The organism is Luteibacter sp. HAY1-4A (genome assembly GCF_056755355.1).
This window is the reverse complement of sequence record NZ_JBNDHZ010000031.1, coordinates 38,988-57,553: the sequence shown is the minus strand read 5'-3', so window position 1 is coordinate 57,553 and position 18,566 is coordinate 38,988. Positions and strand designations below refer to the sequence as shown.

Genomic DNA, 18,566 nt, shown 5'->3' with positions numbered 1-18,566 from the left:
AGATGTGTATAAGAGACAGCTCCCCCTCAACGTCCGCAGGCTGGGGCGCGTCCCCTACGAATCCTCCTGGAAGGCCATGAGCGCCTTCACCGACAACCGCACCGACGACACCGTCGACGAGTTGTGGCTGCTGGAGCACGATCCGGTGTTCACGCTGGGCCAGGCGGGGCTGGAGGAACACGTGCTGTTCGCGGGCGACATCCCCGTCGTGCGGGTGGATCGTGGCGGCCAGGTCACCTACCACGGCCCCGGCCAGATCGTGGCCTATCCGATGATCGACCTGCGCCGCACCGGCGTGGGCGTGCGCGAGCTGGTCAACCGGATCGAACAGGCCATCATCGACACCCTCGGCGAGTGGAATATCGGGGCCGAACGCCGCGAGGGCGCTCCCGGCGTCTACGTGGCGGGAGCCAAGGTGGCGGCCCTCGGCCTGCGCATCCGCCGCGGCTGCAGCTTCCACGGCCTGGCCTTCAACGTGAACATGGACCTGGAGCCCTACCACCGCATCAATCCCTGCGGGTACAAGGGTTTGGAGTCCACCCAGGTGGTAGACTTGGGCGGTCCGTCGCGGTTGGCGGACGTGGAAGACGTCCTGGTACAGGAATTCTGCAAGCAGTTCGGCTTCCACGCCGTGCCCGCCGATCCCATCCTCCCCGAACTCCCCGCGCGCCTTGCGGTCTGAGGCTGTAGCCCCATGAGCCAGACTTCCGCTTCCCCTTCCCGCAGCATCCCCATCGCCGTCGTCGACAAACCCGGCGAGAAGATGCTCGGCAACGACAAGATCGGCCTTAACCGCGCCGGCTTCGATACTGCGCTGCCCGCGCTGCGCAAACCGGGCTGGATCCGCGTGCGCCTGCCGCAGGGCAACGCCGTGCAGCAGCTGAAGGCGCGGCTGCGCGAGAACTCGCTGGTCACGGTGTGCGAAGAAGCCTCCTGCCCGAACATCCACGAGTGCTTCTCCAAGGGCACCGCCACCTTCATGATCCTCGGCGAGGTCTGCACCCGCCGCTGCTCGTTCTGCGACGTGGCCCACGGCCGCCCGCTGCCGCCCGATCCGCTGGAGCCGGCGCGCCTGGCCGAGACCATCCGCGACATGCGCCTGCGCTACGTGGTGATCACCTCGGTCGACCGCGACGACCTGCGCGACGGTGGCGCCGAGCACTTCGCTTCGTGCATCCGTGCCGTGCGCCACGCCAGCCCCGACATCCGCATCGAGATCCTCACGCCGGATTTCCGCGGCAAGGGCCGCATGGAGCGCGCGCTGGACGTCCTGAAGGACTTCCCGCCCGACGTCTTCAACCACAACCTGGAAACGGTGCCGCACCTGTACCGGGAAGTCCGCCCCGGCGCGGATTACCAGTGGTCGCTCGATCTCCTGAAGAATTTCAAGGCACAGCATCCCACGGTGCCCACCAAGTCCGGCATCATGCTGGGCCTGGGGGAAACGATGGAGCAGGTGCTCGAAACCATGCGGGATCTACGTGCCCATGACGTCGACATGATCACCATCGGCCAGTACCTGCAGCCGACGGCGCACCACCACCCGGTGGTCCGTTACTGGACGCCGGACGAGTTCGAAGCCCTGCGTGTCGCCGGCGAAGAGATGGGGTTCTCCCATGTCGCCTCCGGTCCGCTGGTGCGATCCTCCTACCATGCCGACCTGATGGCTCACGCCGCCGGCGTCGTCGAATAAACGCCAAAGCACACCGAGGCTCCGACTACATGACTCTCCGCCCCGCGATCGCCCTCCTGCTGGCCTTGTCGGCCGCGGGCGTCCAGGCACAGGCCGCCGCCCCGCAGCAGCAGCCCGACACGACCGCGCCGGCGACGAAGTCCGCCCCGCAGCCGAAGGACGCTTCCGAGGCCGCCACCTCGCCGCAGCCGCAGCGGAAGGAGTCCAGCCTGCCGTTGAAGCCCACGGCGGCGGAGACGCAGGCATCGCAGCTGTCGGCCCGCTTCCTCACGCGGTTCCACTACCAGGCCCAACCGCTCGACGACGCCATGTCGGCCAAGATCTACAAGGCCTACATCGAGTCGCTCGACAGCGAGAAAGTCTTCTTCACCCAGGAAGACCTGGCCAAGTTCGAACCACTGAAGACACAGTTCGACGACGCCATCTGGAACCAGGACCTCTCCGGTCCGTTCTCGGTGTTCAACCTGTACATCACGCGCGCCGTCGAGCGCATGAACTACGCGCGCAGCCTGCTGAAGAAGGGCTTCGACTTCAGCAGCAACGAAAGCTTCAACTTCGACCGAAAGAAGGCCGCGGCACCGAAGAACCAGGCCGAGCTCGACGACGTGTGGCGCAAGCGCACGATGAACGACTGGCTGCGCCTGAAGCTGGCCGGCAAGAACGACGACGACATCCGCAAGACGCTCGACAAGCGCTACGCCACGTACATCTCGCGCGTGCGCCAGCTCGACGACGAGGACGCCACGCAGGCCTTCATGACCGCGTACGCGAACTCCACCGACCCGCACACCGACTACCTCGGCCCCCGCGCGGCCGATGCGTTCGACATCGCCATGCGCCTGTCGCTGGAAGGTATCGGCGCGGTGCTGCAGGCGCGCGACGACTACACCACCATCCGCGAACTCGTTCCGGGCGGCCCGGCCGTCAAGTCCGGCAAGATGAAGCCGGGCGACCGCATCGTGGCCATCGGCCAGGGCGAGACCGGCCCCATGGTCGACGTGGTCGGCTGGCGCCAGGACGACGTGGTGAAGCTGATCCGCGGCAAGAAGGACACCACCGTCCGTATCGAGATCCTTCCCGCCGACGCCGGCGTGGACGGCAAGCACGAGATCGTGACCCTCGTGCGCAAGAAGGTCACGATGGAAGAACAGGCGGCGAAGTCGAAGGTCATCGACGTGAAGGACGGCGACGTCACGCGCAAGATCGGCGTCATCGAACTGCCCACGTTCTACCAGGACTTCGGCGCGCGCCGTAACGGCGACGCCAACTTCAAGAGCGCCACCCGCGACGTGTCCAAGCTCCTCACCGAGCTGAAGGCGCAGAAGGTGGAAGGCGTGATCATGGATCTCCGCAACAACGGCGGCGGTTCGCTCAACGAAGCCACCGAACTCACCGGCCTGTTCATCGACACCGGCCCCGTGGTGCAGGTGCGCGACGCGCGCGGCCAGGTCGAGGCGCAGGGCGACGACGCGCCGGGCATGGCGTGGGACGGCCCGATGGCCGTGCTGGTGAACCGCGGTTCGGCGTCGGCATCGGAGATCTTCGCCGCCGCCATCCAGGACTACGGCCGCGGCATCATCATCGGCGAACCCACCTTCGGCAAGGGCACCGTGCAGAACCTGGTCGACCTCGACCGCTTCGGCAAGGCCACCACCGGCGAGGACGCCAAGTACGGCGAACTCAAGATGACCATCGCCGAGTTCATCCGCATCAATGGCGACAGCACGCAGCTGCGTGGCGTCACGCCCGACGTGCAGTTCCCGCAGAACGGCGACGCGAAGGAATTCGGCGAGTCCACCTACGACAACGCGCTGCCGTGGCGGCACATCGATCCGGCCGATTACAAGCCGGTGGCGGACCTGAAGCCGATCGTCGGGCCGCTCAATGAGAAACACCAGGCACGCGTGGCGAATTCGCCGGCGTGGAAGCTGATGCTCGACGAACTGGCGCAATACCAGAAGCTGCGCGACAAGACCGACATCTCGCTCAACTTCGCGGCGCGTCAGACCGAGCGCAAGCAGTACGAAGCCATGCAGACCGACTTCCGCAACCGCCGCAAGGCGATCTTCGGCGGCGACGGCAGCCCGGCGGAACTCGGCGACACCGGCAACACCGCCGACGACGGCCTGAACCCGAACGAGCGCAGCATCAAGTCGGAAATCAAGCAGGAAGCCGATGCGAAGAAGGCCAAGGACACGCCGCTCGACGAGGCCGCGCACATCGTTGGCGACGAGGTGGCGATGATCAAGTCCGACCCGAAGCTCGCCGCGGAAGTGCTGCCTTACGGCGGCCGCAAGATCGACGCACCGCAGACGGCCCAGGTGCCGGCCAAACCGGCAGGCGACAGCACGCCGTAAGAACGTGTGGGAGCCGGCTCTGCCGGCGATCCCGCGGCAGCGGGCAAGCTTGCCGCGGGACATCGCCGCTGAAGCGGCTCCCACATGAAGTCCTGACTTGCAGGCATGGTCCGGTTGGAGACTGCGATTTCATTCGGCACCTGCTAGCCTCGATGCGCTTTTCCAACGCATCAAAGGCAGGGACACATGATCGACTTCCTCGACCGCCTCGGCATCGACCACGCCATGCGCGTGTTGATCGTCACGTATTCCATCCGTATCGGCCTGGCCCTCCTGCTGCTGGTGGTCGGTTTCTGGATCGCCGCGCGGATCGCCAACGTCGGTCGTCGCGCCCTCGAGCGCGCACGGGTGGACGTCACCCTCGCGCTCTTCCTGCGCAACCTCATCTACGGCGTGTTGCTGGCGCTGCTCTTCATCCAGGTGCTGGGCACCATGGGCGTGCCGACGGCCTCCTTCATCGCCGCCATCGGCGCCGCCGGCCTGGCCATCGGCCTCGCGTTGAACAGTTCGCTGTCCAACCTCGCGTGGGGCGTGCTGCTGATCCTGTTCCGGCCATTCCGCGTGGGCGACTTCGTCACCGTGGGCGGAGTCGACGGCACGGTGGAAAGCGTGAACCTCATGCACACCTACCTGATCACGCCCGATAACCGCCAGGCCGTGGTCCCGAACGCGAAAGTGGGCGGCGACGCGATCATCAACTACAACGTGCGCGGCACGCGCCGGTTCGAACTCAAGGTCGGCATCGGCTATGGCGACGACATCGGCAAGGCGATGCAAGTGGTGCAGGAGCTGTTCGCCGCCGACACACGCATCCTCAAGGACCCCGCGCCGGGCGTGTGGACGGAGGCGCTGGGCGACTCCAGCGTGAACCTCGTCATCCGCGGTTGGACCACCACCGCCAACATGTGGGAAGCCCAGACCGCGCTGCTCCGCCGCATCAAGGAACGCTTCGACGAAGAGGGCATCACCATCCCGTATCCGCAGAGCGAGATCCGGCTGGTGGGCCAGCCGCCGACAAGCGATTGAGGCCCTCTGTGGGAGCCGCTTCAGCGGCGATGGGTACTTGCGGCAGCCAGCCCGCTTCCGCGGATCGCCGGCATAGCCGGCTCCCACAATCCGCACCTGTCTCTTTCAGAACCCTCCCGCAAACCAGAAATCCGCCCAAACGACCGTTTTAATCGTGGAAAACGGGTCCGGGCGCGCCCCCGAGGGATTACAATCGACCGGTTGCGCCGCAGCACGGGCGCCCTCATTCCCCCGCCAGCGGGTTCGTCCGCCCGCAAGCGCCTGTTTCTAGGAGGTTCCATGGCCGACGTCAAAGAAGCCCGCATTCCCGATATCGGCGGCAAGCCGGTGCCGATCATCGAAATCATGGTCAAGGTCGGCGACCGCGTCGAAAAGGACCAGAGCCTCCTTACGCTCGAATCCGACAAGGCCACGATGGAAGTGCCGGCGCCTTTCGCGGGCGTCATCAAGGAACTGAAGGTCAAGGTCGGCGACGAAGTCGACGAGGGCGCGGTCATCGCGCTGGTCGAGGCCGAGGGCGACGCCCCGGCTGCCGCCGCGCCGAAGAGCGAGGCGCCGAAGGCCGAAGCCCCGCAGGCTGCAGCTCCGGCACCCGCACCAGCACCTGCACCGGCGGCCGCGAAGGCTCCCTCGGCATCGAAGTCCTCGGGCCCGGTGGAAGTGAAGGTGCCCGACATCGGTGGCAAGCCGGTGCCCATCATCGAGATCATGGTGAAGGCCGGCGACCGCGTGGAGAAGGACCAGAGCCTCATGACGCTCGAGTCCGACAAGGCCACCATGGACATTCCCGCGCCGTCCGCGGGCACGATCAAGGAACTGAAGGTCAAGGTCGGCGACGAGGTCAACGACGGTCACGTCATCGCCATTCTCGAAGGTGAGGGCGGCGACACCGCCTCGGCCGACGCTCAGCCTGCGCCGTCCACCGACAAGCCCGGCATCGCCGAAGCACCGGCGCCGGCGCCGCAGCGTGCAGCCGCTCCGGCGCCCGCCGCCGACAACGCCCCCACGGGCGGCGCGCCGCGCACGCCGCCGGTGTCGTTCGACGCCAGCGTCATCATGCCGGCCAACGCGCCGTACGCCAGTCCGGCCGTGCGCGCTTTCGCGCGCGAGCTCGGTGTCGACGTGGCCCAGGTGAAGGGCAGCGGCCGCGGCGGTCGCATCCAGCGCGAAGACGTCAGCAACTACGTGAAGCAGGTGATGACCTCCGGCGCGGCTCCGTCCGCGGGTGGCACCGTCGCCGCCGGTGGCGGCCTCAACCTGCTGCCGTGGCCGAAGGTGGATTTCTCGAAGTTCGGCGAAGTGGAAGAGAAGCCGCTTGGCCGTATTCCGAAGATCTCGGCGGCCAACCTCTCGCGCAACTGGGCGATGATCCCGCACGTCACCCAGTTCGAGGATGCCGACATCACCGAGCTGGAAGCCTTCCGCAAGAAGCTCGGCGAAGAGAACAAGGACCTCAAGATCACCCCGCTGGTATTCCAGATCAAGGCGGTGGTCGCGGCGCTGAAGAAGTTCCCCACCTTCAATGCCTCACTCGACGCGTCCGGCGAAAACCTCACGCTGAAGAAGTACTTCCACATCGGCATCGCCGTGGACACGCCGGACGGTCTCGTCGTGCCGGTCATCCGCGACGCCGACAAGAAGGGCCTGCTCGAACTCGCCGCCGAACTGGCCGAGATCTCGAAGAAGGCGCGCGACAAGAAGCTCACCGCCAACGACATGCAGGGCGGGTGCTTCTCCATCTCGTCGCTCGGTGGCATCGGCGGCACGGCGTTCACGCCGATCATCAACGCGCCGGAAGTGGCCATCCTCGGCGTGTCGAAGGCGCAGATGAAGCCCGTGTGGAACGGCAAGGAATTCGCGCCGCGCCTCATGCTGCCGTTGTCGCTGTCGTACGACCACCGCGTCATCGACGGCGCCCTGGCCGCGCGCTTCGCCGTGTACCTCGCCACCCAGCTCGGCGACATCCGTCGCCTGTTGCTCTGACGGAGGCCGGCACGCATGGCTAACACGATCGAACTGAAGGTTCCCGATCTCGGCGGCTCGCACGACGTACCCGTCATCGAGATCCTGGTGAAGGTCGGCGACACAGTCGCCAAGGACCAGAGCCTGATCACGCTGGAGTCCGACAAGGCCACGATGGACGTACCCGCCTCGCAGGGCGGCAAGATCGTCGAGCTGAAGGTCAAGGTCGGCGACGAGGTCAACGACGGCACCGTCATCGCCCTCATCGAAGCCGAGGGTGCTGCGGAAGCGCCGGCGGCAGAGAAGGTGGTCGGGCAGTCGGTGACCAAGGAAGCGCCTCCGCCGGCACCGCCGTCGCCCGCACCCGCGCCGCCGAAGCCGGCAGCGTCCGCGTCGGCTCCGGCGCCCACGGCAGCCGGCGACTCGGGCCGCAAGGCCGACATCGAGTGCGAACTGGTGGTACTCGGCTCCGGTCCGGGCGGCTACACCGCGGCGTTCCGCGGCGCGGACATCGGCCTGGACACCGTGCTGGTCGAGCGTTTCGAATCGCTCGGCGGCGTGTGCCTCAACGTGGGCTGCATTCCGTCGAAGGCGCTGCTGCACGCGGCCGCCGTCATCGACGAGGCGGCCCACATGGAAGATCACGGCATCACCTTCGGCAAGCCGAAGATCGACCTCGACAAGCTGCGCACGTTCAAGGACAAGGTGGTCGGCAAGCTCACCGGCGGCCTCGCCCAGATGGCGAAGGCGCGCAAGGTGCGTACCGTCACGGGTGTCGGCAGCTTCATCTCGCCCAACGAGATGGAAGTCCAGACGGCCGAAGGCACCAAGCTCATGCGCTTCCGCAACGCGATCATCGCGGCGGGCTCGCAGCCGGTTAAGCTGCCGTCGTTCCCGTGGGACGACGAGCGCATCATCACGTCCACGGGCGCGCTCGAACTGCCCGACGTGCCGAAGAAGCTGCTCGTCGTGGGCGGTGGCATCATCGGTCTGGAAATGGCCACCGTGTACGCGGGCCTGGGCTCCGAAGTCACCGTCGTCGAACTCGCCGACCAGTTGATCCCGGGCGCCGACGCCGACCTCATCAAGCCGTTGCAGGCGCGCATCGCCAAGCGCTACAAGGGCATCCACCTGAAGACGAAGGTGGTGGAAGCCAAGGCCACGAAGAAGGGCATCGAAGTCACCTTCGACGGCGAGAGCATTCCCGAAACCACCGTGTTCGACCGCGTGCTCGTGTCCGTGGGCCGCGTGCCGAACGGCGGCAAGGTGGGCGCGGAGAAGGCGGGCGTGGAAGTCACCGACCGCGGCTTCATTCCGGTCGACCGCCAGATGCGCACGAATGTGAAGCACATCTTCGCCATCGGCGATCTCGTGGGCCAGCCGATGCTGGCGCACAAGGCCACGCACGAGGCCAAGGTGGCCGCCGAGGCCGCGGCCGGCGAGAAGAGTTTCTTCGATGCGCGCGTGATTCCGTCGGTGGCGTACACCGATCCGGAAATCGCCTGGGTCGGCGTGACCGAGCGCGAAGCGAAGGAAAAGGGCCTGAAGATCGGCGTGGGCAAGTTCCCCTGGGCGGCCTCCGGCCGCGCCATCGGCATCGACCGCACCGAAGGCTTCACCAAGCTCCTGTTCGACGAGGAAACCCACCGCATCGTAGGCGCCGGCATCGTCGGCCCGCATGCAGGCGACCTCATCTCCGAACTCGCCCTGGCCATCGAAATGGGCGCGGAAGCAGGCGACATCGGCCGCACCGTGCACCCCCACCCCACGCTCGGCGAATCCGTCGGCATGGCGGCAGAGGTATACGAGGGCACGATCACGGATCTGTACATTCCGAAGAAGAAATAAGCTACGGCCACCCGCGGTGCCATCCGGCATCGCGGGCGTCCGGCGGGCGACATTGTCGGGGGATGCCGGAACGTTCCCATTCCAAGGATCTTCGTCGAGGCCGGATATCCGAGCCGGGACGCATCTACCTGATCACCGCGGTGACGTGGAATCGCGCACCGATCTTTCGCGATATTTCCTGCGCTCGTCGCGCTTCCCGCATCTGTCATTCCCCCGCCACCTGGAAAGGTGCACGTTGCCTCGCCTGGGTCCTCATGCCGGACCACTGGCATGGCCTGGTCGAATTGCACGAAGGGGATATCTCCCTCGCCGTTGCCCGATATAAGGCCCTGGTCTCCAGCGCCATCAAGCGCGCGAGCGGCCGCAAAACTCCAGTCTGGCAAAAATCGTTTCAGGACCGCGCACTTCGTAAGGAAGACGATCTAAAGGCGGCAGCGCGCTATCTCGTTGCCAATCCGCTCCGTGCCGGCTTGGTCGACCGGATCGGCAACTATTCGTACTGGAACGCCGTCTGGCTCTGACGGCTCTGTGTGGGAGCCGCTTCAGCGGCGATGGGTGCTTGCGACACGTGTTCCCGCTGCCGCGGGATCGCCGGCGTAGCCGGCTCCCACACAACGCCGCCGTCCGCACCATTCTCCGCGCCGGGCTCTATCGCTCCAATGCGGGCTTATGGCATGGTCGCCGGATGCCAGCACCTCAGCCAGCCCACTACCTCCGTCGCCTCGGCATCTGGGATGCCGCGATGATCGTCATCGGCGGTGTCATCGGCGCGGGCATTTTCCGCACGCCGGCCACCGTCGCGCAGCTCACCAGTTCCGGCACCGAAGTCATCGTGCTGTGGACATTGGGCGGCCTGCTGACCCTCGCCGGCGTGCTCTGTTATGCCGAACTCGGTGCCAGACGACCCCAGGCTGGCGGTACTTACGTATACCTTCGTGAGGCCTTCGGCCAGCTGCCGGCCTTCCTGTTCGGCTGGACTATGGCGCTCATCAACTACCCCGGCAGCGTGGCCGCGGTGGCGACCACATTCGCCGACTACGCGTGCCGTGCAATCGGTCTCCCTCATGAGTGGGTGAAGCCCCTGGCTGTCGGCGCGATTAGCTTCATCGTGGCGGTGAATCTGTTCGGCATCCGTGCTGGCGCGTGGGTCCAGAATATCTTTACCGTGCTGAAGCTCGGTGCCGTCGCGTTGCTCATCGTGGTCGGGTTGTTCCTCGCGCAAGGCCATCTCGGCCTTGCGTTCGCCAAGGATCCAACCCACGACATGCCAGTGGGCACCATCGTCGGGGCGTTGCTTCCGGCGTTGTTCGCCTATGGCGGCTTCCATTACCTCAACGACCTCGCCGGCGAAGTCCGCGAGCCGCAGCGTACGCTTCCCCGCGCGCTCGGCCTCGGCATGATCAGCGTCGTCGTCTGCTATGTGCTGGTGAATATCGCTTACATGGCCGGCCTCGGGCACGCGGGTCTGGCTGCCAGTACGGCGCCTGCCGCCGACCTGATGCGTCGCGTCTTCGGCGAATCTGGCGCCACCATCATCGCCGTGGGTATCGCTTGTTCCACCTTCGGTTATTGCAGCATCGCGATTGCCGGTGGCGCGCGCGTGCTGCAGGTGATGAGCGCAGACGGCATGTTCTTCCGGCCCATCGCACGCATCGAGCCGCGTACCGGCGCGCCGCAGTTTGCCCTGGTCGTGCTGGGTGGTTGGGCCATCGTGCTGATTGTCTCGGGTAGCTTCAACGCGCTGCTGAATTACACGACCGTCGGCGAGTGGTTGTCGCATGCGTTCGGTATCGCGACGATCTTCTGGTATCGCAAGAAGTTGAAGTCGGAGCCGTCGCCGTATCTCGTGCCGGGGTATCCGTGGCTGCCGTTGATCTTCACGACCACGGTGTTGTGCGTGATCGCGGCGACCGCGATCGCCGCGCCGGGCGATGCCGGCATGAGCCTGTTGATCATCGCGCTCGGCGTGCCGGTGTACTACTACTGGCGACGTCGTTCCGGCCCCGTCTGAAGGCACGCCTGCCTTTGTAGGAGCCGCTATAGCGGCGAGGAAACCTCGCCACGGTCTTCGCAAGGTTCTCTCGCCGCTATAGCGGCTCCTACAGGGGGGGGCGTTGGCGGCCGCGTTCACGTGACTCGTGGCAGATTGCGCGCATGCGCACGCCCATTGCCTTCCTGCTCGCGACGTTCACCGCAACGGCCTTCGGTCATGCGGTGGATCCCGTTCACCCGGCCGGCACCCTCAATGTCGCGGCCACGGATGCCACCTTTGACGCGACGGTGCGTAAGGCGGCCGGCGGGGAGGAACTGGTGGCGGTCACCTTCAACCCCGCGGCGAAGCCGACGCTCGTCTTGTCGCCCAAGCAGGGAACATGGGCCTGGCCGGCGGGTGGGACGATGCGCATGCGGGTGCAGAACGGCATGCCGTGGCCCGTGACGTTGGTCGTCGACGTGGCTTCCGGGGCGAAGCACCTCACTGCCACGGTGGGCCTGCCACCCGGACCGCCGATGACGCTGTCGGTGCCGTTGCACGCGACGTCGCCGCGTGCGTTCGGCATGCAGGTCGGGCCGCCGATGCCATTCGTCAGGGGTGGTGGGGGTGAGGGTGCCCTCGCCGCTATAGCGGCTCCTGCAGGGGGCGCAGCTTCTGGGAACCTTTGGCTTGTGGCGACCGCCGTGGACGGTGCCGTCGATGCCGGGGCCGTCACCGCCGTGACGTTGTCGATGCCCAGCCCCGGCGCGGCGCAGACGATCCTGCTTGGCCGGCTCGACGATGTGGCCGGCGATGGCGACCTGCGTGCCGCCTATACCGGCATCGTCGATCGCTATGGCCAGTACACGCGTGCCACGTGGCCGGAAAAGGTCGCCGACGACGCCTCACTGAAGGCTCGTGCGAACGCGGCCCCCACCACGACGGAGCCGAAGAACCTCGACCGCTTCGGCGGCCGCACCGACCTTCCGGCGATGCCGACTACCGGGTGGTTCCACACCCAGAAGCAGAGCGGGCGCTGGTGGTTGGTGACACCCGAGGGACATGCGTTCTTCTCGCTGGGTGTGAACGCCGTGAACCTCACCGACGGCCGCACCTATGTGCAGGGGCGCGAATTCATGTTCACCGACCCGGCCGCTGCGAACGGCAAATTCGGCGGCGTGGGCGACAGCCGCAGCGACCTGGGTTCGCAACGCGACAACGCGATGAACCACGGCCGCTGGTGGGACGTCTACGCCAATAACGTGGCGCGCACGCTTGGCGACGGCGACATGCGTGCCGCATGGCGCGAACGCACGATCGATCGCCTGAAGGCCTGGCGCTTCAATACCCTCGGCAACTGGAGCGATCCTGCTCTCTCTGTGGGAGGCGCTTCAGCGGCGATGGGTGCTCGCAGCAACCCGGCCCGCTGCCGCGGGATCGCCGGCACAGCCGGCTCCCACAAGGTCAGCCCAGGTGTCCCCGCGTGCGCCGACGAATCCCGCATCGCCTATACCGTCCCGATCCTCATCGTGGGCGACTTCAACTCGGTGAGCACCGGTTTCGACTACTGGGGCCGCATGCCGGACCCGTTCGATCCGCGTTTCGTGGAAGCGACCAAGGCTGCCGTGGCGAAAGCGACGCACGGTGTCAAAGACGATCCGTGGCTCCTCGGCTATTTCGCCGACAACGAACTGGCCTGGGCGGGCCAAGGCCCGCAAGGTCGCTGGGCACTCGCCACGGGAACCCTCGCGCAAGGGTCAGGCAGCCCCGCCAAGCAGGCTTTCCTGGCCTACCTGAAGAAGACCCATGGCGACGCCGCGGCGTTCGCCAAGGCGTGGGGCGTGTCGGCAACGAGCTGGGACCAGGTCATGGTGCAAGGTTTCAAAGCCCCGCCGCCCGACGAAGCGCATCCCGCCATCGCCGCCGACTACATCGCGTTCCTCAAGCTGTACGCGGCGCAGTATTTCCGCACGGTGGCAGAAACACTGAAGAAGGCCGATCCGCATCACCTCTTCCTCGGCGGCCGTCTGGCCGTCCGAACGCCCGAAGTGGAAGAGGCCAGTGCGGCCTACGCCGACGTCACCAGCATCAACACCTATACCGACGTGCCGGAACACGGCTTCGATGTTGCCGCCTTCCGGAAGCTCGACAAACCCGTGCTGATTACCGAGTTCCACTTCGGTTCGGCGGACAGGGGGCCATTCGGCAGCGGTGTCGCGGCCGTGGCGAACGAGGAGGAGCGCGGCAAGGCCTATGCGCGTTTCGTCGATGCCGCGGTGGCGTCGGGTGTCGTCGTCGGCACGCACTGGTTCCAGTACGTGGACCAGCCGGTGACGGGGCGCATTCTCGATGGCGAGAACGCGCATATCGGGCTGGTCGGTATCACCGACATCCCGTTCGAAAGCTTCACGCGCGCGGTGACCGACACCAACGCCCGTGTGGGCGGAGGGTCAGGCGGCGGACGTTAGCGGTACGCCACGCTGGTCGCCGCGCTTGAGGTCGCGGCCGAAGGCAAAGGCGATGGGCTCGGCAATGCCGAAGAACGTGCTGAGCGCGACGTTCTGGTTCACCGCATAGCTCATCGAGAAGGCGATGCTGAAATGGGTCGCTGCGAATTTGATCTGTCGAGCCATGGCCGACTCCCAATAAGAATGAATCTCATTATGGGGACGGCCGGGCGCAAGTCCAACTGATGCTGCGAATGGCGCCGATAGGGCTTACCTATCGGCGGATGGCCGTGCCGACGACCATGGCCACGACCATGACCAGCGCCACCGCCATGCACGCACTGGTGGGCTTTACCCGGCGCGCATCCACTCGCGGCACCATCCACCACACCAGCCAGGCACCCAGCACCATGTCCACCACCAGGGACGCCCGCATCCAGGGCAGGGTGAAGATGGATTCGCCCGGCGCCCGGCCATGCTGCGCAGCGATGACCAGGCCGCCCGTGAGCACGGCTGCCAGCGCCCACAACAGGCTGGCCAGGTAGGCCCGGTTGAAGACCACCGGCGTCTTCTCCAGCCAGCGCAGCGCCAGCCACACGATGAGTGCGGGCACGACGGCGATGGCGCTGGAATAGATCACCCACCAGATGGCGGCGGAAAACAGGGTCAGGAGCGACTGGGTCACGGCGTGTCCGTCAGTACGACACGCCGAAGCGGCCGAGGGCCTTGCTCATCAGCCACGCGGGGCCGATCAGCAGGTATTGGAGGTCGGTGAAGAAGGACGGGCGGCGGCCTTCGATCTTGTGCCCGACGAACTGGCCGATCCAGGCCAGCACGAACACGCCGATCGCCAGCTTCGTGAGGCCGGTGATGCCGATGCCGCGGTAGAGCATGTCGGTGAACAGCGCCAACGCGAAGAACGCGCCGGCCATGGCCAACCCGATGACCCGCGACAGCCGGAAATAGTAGAAACAGAAGGCCAGGAACATCGCGAACACGGCCCAGAAGCCGGGTTTGCCCAGCCACTGCGGCACGGGGATCAGCCAGACGAAGGCGACCACGGTCCAGGTGATCGCCGGCACGCAGATCCAGTGGATCAACTGGTTGGTCGGGTTCTGGTGGTCGCGGCTGTAGTTGCCGAACCAGGTGGCTGCGTCGCGCATGGCTGTCCCCTCCGTGCTGCCTCGATGCGGCTAGCTTAGTCCAGGCGGATGCCGGCCAGCTTGTCGAGCGCCTCGGCGTATTTCGCGGCGGTACCGTCGATGACGTCCTGCGGAACCTTCGGCGCCGGCGGCGTCTTGTTCCAGCCGACGCGCTCGAGGTAGTCGCGCACGAATTGCTTGTCGTAGCTGGGCGGGCTGATGCCCACGGCGTATTCGTCGGCCGGCCAGAAGCGCGAGGAATCGGGGGTGAGCATCTCGTCCATGATGTGCAGCACGCCGTTCTCGTCCGTGCCGAACTCGAACTTCGTGTCGGCGACGATGATGCCGCGCTCGGCGGCATAGGCCGCGGCGAAGGCATAGATCTTCAGCGTGGCGTCGCGCACGGCGTTGGCAAGCTTTTCGCCCACAGCTGCCACGACGGTGTCGAAGCTCACGTTTTCGTCGTGGTCGCCCACCGCGGCCTTCGTCGACGGGGTGAAGATGGGCGCGGGCAGTTTCTCGGCCTGGCGCAGGCCGGGCGGCGGCGTGATGCCGCAGAGCGCGCCCGTGGCCTGGTAGTCCTTCCAACCGGAACCGATGAGGTAGCCGCGCGCAATGGCTTCCACCGGCACCGGCTTCAGGCGCTTCGTGATCACGGCGCGCTTCGCGTACAGCGCCGGGTCAACGCCTTCCGGAAGCACCGAGGCCACGTCTTCGCCAGTGAGATGGTTCGGGATGATGTGCGCCGTCTTCGCGAACCAGAAGTTGGAGATCTGCGTGAGCATCTCGCCCTTGCCCGGGATCGGATCGGGCAGCACCACGTCGAACGCCGAAAGCCGGTCGGTCGCCACCATCAGCAGGCGGTTGCCGGGCAGGGCGTAGACGTCGCGCACCTTGCCGCGATGGATGAGTTCCAGGCCGGGCAGGTCGGATTGCGAGAGGGTGGTGGGCACGGCGGGCTCCGATGAGGACGGCAATCCCCACATTGTAACTGTGGAAGCCGGCCATGCCGGGCAACTGTGGGAGCCGGCTATGCCGGCGATCCCGCGGCAGCGGGCCAGCCTGCCGCAAGCACCCATCGCCGCTGAAGCGGCTCCCACACAAGCCTGCCTGTGCCGGTCGGCCTGCTAGAATCCTGCGCTGACGCCCCCATAGCCCTGCCATGCGAACTCTCACGACCGCGGCACTTGCCCTGGCCCTCTCCGCCCCTGTCCTCGCCGCGCCGCCCGCGAAGCCGGCGCGCCTCGGCCTCTGCGCCGCCTGCCATGGCGAAGACGGCGTCGGGAGGATTCCCGGCGCGCCCAACCTGGCGGGGCAGAAACTCGACTACCTGCGCGAGGCCCTGCGCCAGTACCGCGACGGCCGCCGCGACATCCCCGTGATGCGCGCCGCGACCGGTCCCCTCACCGATGCGGAACTCGACGGGCTCGCCCAGTGGTACTCCGCCCTTCCGCCTCCCAAGGCCGCTCAATGAATTTCACCGGCACGCTCATCGGCGCCGTCCTCGGCATGTGGATCACCCACAACCTCATCGGCGCCATCGTCGGCGGCGCGCTCGGCTTCATGTTCGACGCCAGCCGCCAGCAGCAGCGGCGCCGCACACCTGCCCAGGGCGGCTACATCGCTCCGCTGTTCGCTCTCATCGGTGCCGTGGCCAAGGCCGACGGGCGCGTGTCCGAGGCGGAGATCGCCATCGCGGAGCGCCTGATGGCGCGGATGGGCCTGGGCCAGGACGACCGCCGCACCGCCATCGACGCCTTCAACGAGGGTAAGCAGCCCGAGTTCGACGCCACCGCCGTCATCGACGAACTGCGCCACTGGGTCGGTCACCGTCGCGACCATGCCTTCCCGGTGATCGACGTGGTGATCGAGACGGTGCTGGCGGAGGGCAACCCGTCGCCGGAAAAGATGGCCTTGCTGCGCCAGCTGGCATTCGCGCTGCGCGTCAGCGACATGGAACTGATGGCGCTGATGGCGATGAAGGGCTATGCCTGGAACGCGAGCGCCGGGGGGAGGGCATACGGCGGCCGCGCCAACGGTGGCGGCTATGTGCCTCCTCAGCGCAATACGCAGGGCCCCGATCCTTACGCCGTGCTCGGCATCCAGCGCGACGCCGACGACCGTGCCATCAAGCGCGCGTACCGCAAGCTCATTTCCGAACACCATCCCGACCGCCTGGGCGATCTGCCCGACGACATGCGCCGTCGCGCCGAAGCGCGCGCCAGCGAGATCAACGCGGCGTATGAGCGAATCAAGGCGGAGCGTGGGTTCAAGTAATCTTGCAGCGGCCAGCCATGCTCCTGTGGGAGCCGGCTCCGCCGGCGATCCCGCGGCAGCGGGCACCTTTACGGCGAGCCTGTCGCCGCTGAAGCGGCTCCCACATTAGAGCTCCCAAAGGGCTCCAAACGAACGGTATCCATCATGGCCAAGCAATCTCCCGTTATCGCCCCGTCCATCCTTTCCGCCGATTTCGCCCGGCTAGGCGAGGACACGCGCAAGGTCCTCGACGCCGGTGCGCAGTGGGTGCACTTCGACGTGATGGACAACCACTACGTGCCCAACCTCACCATCGGACCGATGGTGCTGAAGGCGCTGCGCAACTACGGCATCGCCGAGCACATCGACGTGCACCTGATGGTGAAACCGGTGGACCGCATCGTGCCGGACTTCGCGAAAGCCGGCGCGCGCAGCATCAGCTTCCATCCGGAGGCCACCGAGCACGTGGACCGCACCATCCAGCTCATCAAGGACGAAGGCTGTGAGGCCGGCCTCGTGTTCAATCCGGCCACGCCGCTTTCCTGGCTGGACTACGTGATGGACAAGATCGACATGGTGCTGATCATGTCGGTGAACCCGGGCTTCGGCGGGCAGAAGTTCATTCCCACGGCGCTGGACAAGATCCGCCACGTGCGCGAGCGCATCGATGCGAGCGGTCGCGCCATTCGCCTGGAAGTGGACGGCGGCGTCACCCCCGACAACATCGGCCAGATCGCCGCCGCCGGCGCCGACACCTTCGTGGCCGGTTCGGCCATCTTCAACGCGCCCGACTATGCGGACGTGATCCGCCGCATGCACGCCGCCATCGCCGGCCAGTAAGTCCCACCGGCTGCTTCACGGAAAGATATCAAACCCGGTGCTACGGTGAAGCCGCCCGCCGGGAGTCGTGCCGGCCGGGCAGGGGACGCCGTTCGCGGACCGTGACGGCGACTTCGGGGAGGACTCGACACGGTCCTTATGCCACGCGTACCGGGGGGTACCGTCAGCAAACAGTCGGAGTCGATCATGAAATCCCTGACGTCGTTTGTTCTGTCCCTCGCGGCACTCGCCGTTGCGCCCCTCGCTCTGGCCGGGGAGAAACCCCAGCCACTACCGGACCAGAAGGACGCCGTATCGCGTTCCCTGATGCCGTGTCCGGGCGGACTCGAGCGTTTCCTCCCTGGCGAGTACTACTTCTGTTCCGCCGCGCGCAGCTACTGGAGCGGCCACGACGGCCTTGCCCGGCAAAGCCTGTTGAACGCCGCCGAGTGGGGCAGCAAGCCCGCGCAATATGCGCTGGGCGTCATGTACTTCAACGGCGACCACGCCGCGAAGAACCGTCCGCTCGGTCTTGCCTGGCTCGCCTTGGCTTCCGAAAGGCACGACCCCGCCTACGAGCCGGCCTTCATCTCCGCCTTCCAGCAGGTGACGCCGGAAGAACTCGCGCAGGCCAACGCGTACTGGAAAGACATGAAGGGCACCTACGCCGATGCCGTGGCGGCGCCCCGCGCGGAAAGGCGCTTCGATCGCGAGTACCGGCAGATCGCCTGGGCCGTCAACTTCGGCGGCAGCATCTTCATCGACGGCGTGACGCTGCCCTACAGCTACGCGGGCATACCGGGCGGTGCACCGCTGCAGAGCGGGTTCTCGCTCGGCCGTCTGCTGCAGACCCAGAAGGCCATGTACTTCTACGGGTACAACAGCCATGTGTTCGTGGGCGATGCGGAGCTGGTGCCGATCAGCCAGGTGACTTCGCGCGCTGCCGCGCCCCAGTAGCTCACGCCAAAAAAAGCTCCCCCGTCCATGCGGATGGGGGAGTGAAGGATGCTCCCGGGGAAGGAGCTCAGGGGAAAAGGGTTAAAC

17 protein-coding genes are annotated in these 18,566 nt (G+C 66.6%); 13 read left to right on the top strand and 4 right to left on the bottom strand.

What is annotated here, in order from left to right; translation table 11 throughout:
* Positions 1 to 40 precede the first annotated feature (40 nt).
* The 9 genes from lipB (at position 41) to ACPYOD_RS12070 (ending at position 13,326) form a co-directional block, all read left to right on the top strand.
* Positions 41 to 682, top strand: a complete 642-nt coding sequence (lipB, locus tag ACPYOD_RS12110) for a lipoyl(octanoyl) transferase LipB (RefSeq protein ID WP_481301984.1) — start codon at positions 41 to 43, stop codon at positions 680 to 682.
* Between the two features lie 12 nt (positions 683 to 694).
* Positions 695 to 1,693: a lipoyl synthase gene (gene lipA / locus ACPYOD_RS12105; protein ID WP_481301983.1), complete on the top strand. Its 999-nt coding sequence runs from the start codon at positions 695 to 697 to the stop codon at positions 1,691 to 1,693.
* A 29-nt stretch (positions 1,694 to 1,722) separates the two neighbouring features.
* Positions 1,723 to 4,050 (top strand): carboxy terminal-processing peptidase, encoded by a 2,328-nt coding sequence (locus ACPYOD_RS12100; protein WP_481301982.1) that lies wholly within the window; start codon positions 1,723 to 1,725, stop codon positions 4,048 to 4,050.
* 186 nt (positions 4,051 to 4,236) lie between these two features.
* Positions 4,237 to 5,076: a mechanosensitive ion channel family protein gene (locus ACPYOD_RS12095; protein WP_481301981.1), complete on the top strand. Its 840-nt coding sequence runs from the start codon at positions 4,237 to 4,239 to the stop codon at positions 5,074 to 5,076.
* A 279-nt stretch (positions 5,077 to 5,355) separates the two neighbouring features.
* Positions 5,356 to 7,059: a dihydrolipoyllysine-residue acetyltransferase gene (gene aceF / locus ACPYOD_RS12090; RefSeq protein ID WP_481301980.1), complete on the top strand. Its 1,704-nt coding sequence runs from the start codon at positions 5,356 to 5,358 to the stop codon at positions 7,057 to 7,059.
* 15 nt (positions 7,060 to 7,074) lie between these two features.
* The gene (gene lpdA, locus ACPYOD_RS12085; protein WP_481301979.1) at positions 7,075 to 8,886 is read left to right on the top strand and encodes a dihydrolipoyl dehydrogenase; all 1,812 of its coding nucleotides are present in this window, start codon (positions 7,075 to 7,077) and stop codon (positions 8,884 to 8,886) included.
* 62 nt (positions 8,887 to 8,948) lie between these two features.
* Positions 8,949 to 9,407 carry an REP-associated tyrosine transposase gene (locus ACPYOD_RS12080; protein WP_481301978.1) on the top strand — a complete coding sequence of 153 codons (459 nt, stop codon included), beginning with the start codon at positions 8,949 to 8,951 and terminating at the stop codon, positions 9,405 to 9,407.
* Positions 9,408 to 9,571: 164 nt separating this feature from the next.
* Positions 9,572 to 10,897, top strand: a complete 1,326-nt coding sequence (locus ACPYOD_RS12075; RefSeq protein WP_481301977.1) for an APC family permease — start codon at positions 9,572 to 9,574, stop codon at positions 10,895 to 10,897.
* A 143-nt stretch (positions 10,898 to 11,040) separates the two neighbouring features.
* Positions 11,041 to 13,326 (top strand): beta-agarase, encoded by a 2,286-nt coding sequence (locus ACPYOD_RS12070; RefSeq protein ID WP_481301976.1) that lies wholly within the window; start codon positions 11,041 to 11,043, stop codon positions 13,324 to 13,326.
* Here the strand turns inward: ACPYOD_RS12070 and ACPYOD_RS12065 are convergent.
* The 4 genes from ACPYOD_RS12065 to ACPYOD_RS12050 form a co-directional block, all read right to left on the bottom strand.
* Positions 13,309 to 13,491, bottom strand: coding sequence for a hypothetical protein (locus ACPYOD_RS12065; RefSeq protein ID WP_481301975.1), 183 nt, complete (start codon positions 13,489 to 13,491; stop codon positions 13,309 to 13,311). The genes ACPYOD_RS12070 and ACPYOD_RS12065 overlap by 18 nt on opposite strands.
* Before the next feature lie 88 nt (positions 13,492 to 13,579).
* Positions 13,580 to 13,990, bottom strand: a complete 411-nt coding sequence (locus ACPYOD_RS12060) for a hypothetical protein (RefSeq protein WP_481301974.1) — start codon at positions 13,988 to 13,990, stop codon at positions 13,580 to 13,582.
* A 10-nt stretch (positions 13,991 to 14,000) separates the two neighbouring features.
* Positions 14,001 to 14,468 carry an Mpo1 family 2-hydroxy fatty acid dioxygenase gene (locus ACPYOD_RS12055; protein ID WP_481301973.1) on the bottom strand — a complete coding sequence of 156 codons (468 nt, stop codon included), beginning with the start codon at positions 14,466 to 14,468 and terminating at the stop codon, positions 14,001 to 14,003.
* 35 nt (positions 14,469 to 14,503) lie between these two features.
* Entirely contained in the window at positions 14,504 to 15,400 is an 897-nt protein-coding gene (locus tag ACPYOD_RS12050) for a phosphoribosylaminoimidazolesuccinocarboxamide synthase (protein WP_481301972.1), read from the bottom strand.
* A 209-nt stretch (positions 15,401 to 15,609) separates the two neighbouring features.
* Here ACPYOD_RS12050 and ACPYOD_RS12045 point away from each other — a divergent pair, with 209 nt between their 5' ends.
* From ACPYOD_RS12045 to ACPYOD_RS12030, 4 genes are all read left to right on the top strand, one after another.
* The gene (locus tag ACPYOD_RS12045) at positions 15,610 to 15,921 is read left to right on the top strand and encodes a c-type cytochrome (RefSeq protein WP_481301971.1); all 312 of its coding nucleotides are present in this window, start codon (positions 15,610 to 15,612) and stop codon (positions 15,919 to 15,921) included.
* Complete coding sequence (djlA, locus tag ACPYOD_RS12040; protein WP_481301970.1) at positions 15,918 to 16,724, top strand: co-chaperone DjlA; 807 nt, start codon at positions 15,918 to 15,920, stop codon at positions 16,722 to 16,724. Before ACPYOD_RS12045 ends, djlA begins: the two co-directional genes overlap by 4 nt.
* Positions 16,725 to 16,868: 144 nt before the next feature.
* Complete coding sequence (rpe, locus tag ACPYOD_RS12035; RefSeq protein WP_481301969.1) at positions 16,869 to 17,543, top strand: ribulose-phosphate 3-epimerase; 675 nt, start codon at positions 16,869 to 16,871, stop codon at positions 17,541 to 17,543.
* Between the two features lie 186 nt (positions 17,544 to 17,729).
* Complete coding sequence (locus tag ACPYOD_RS12030) at positions 17,730 to 18,479, top strand: hypothetical protein (protein ID WP_481301968.1); 750 nt, start codon at positions 17,730 to 17,732, stop codon at positions 18,477 to 18,479.
* Positions 18,480 to 18,566 lie beyond the last annotated feature (87 nt).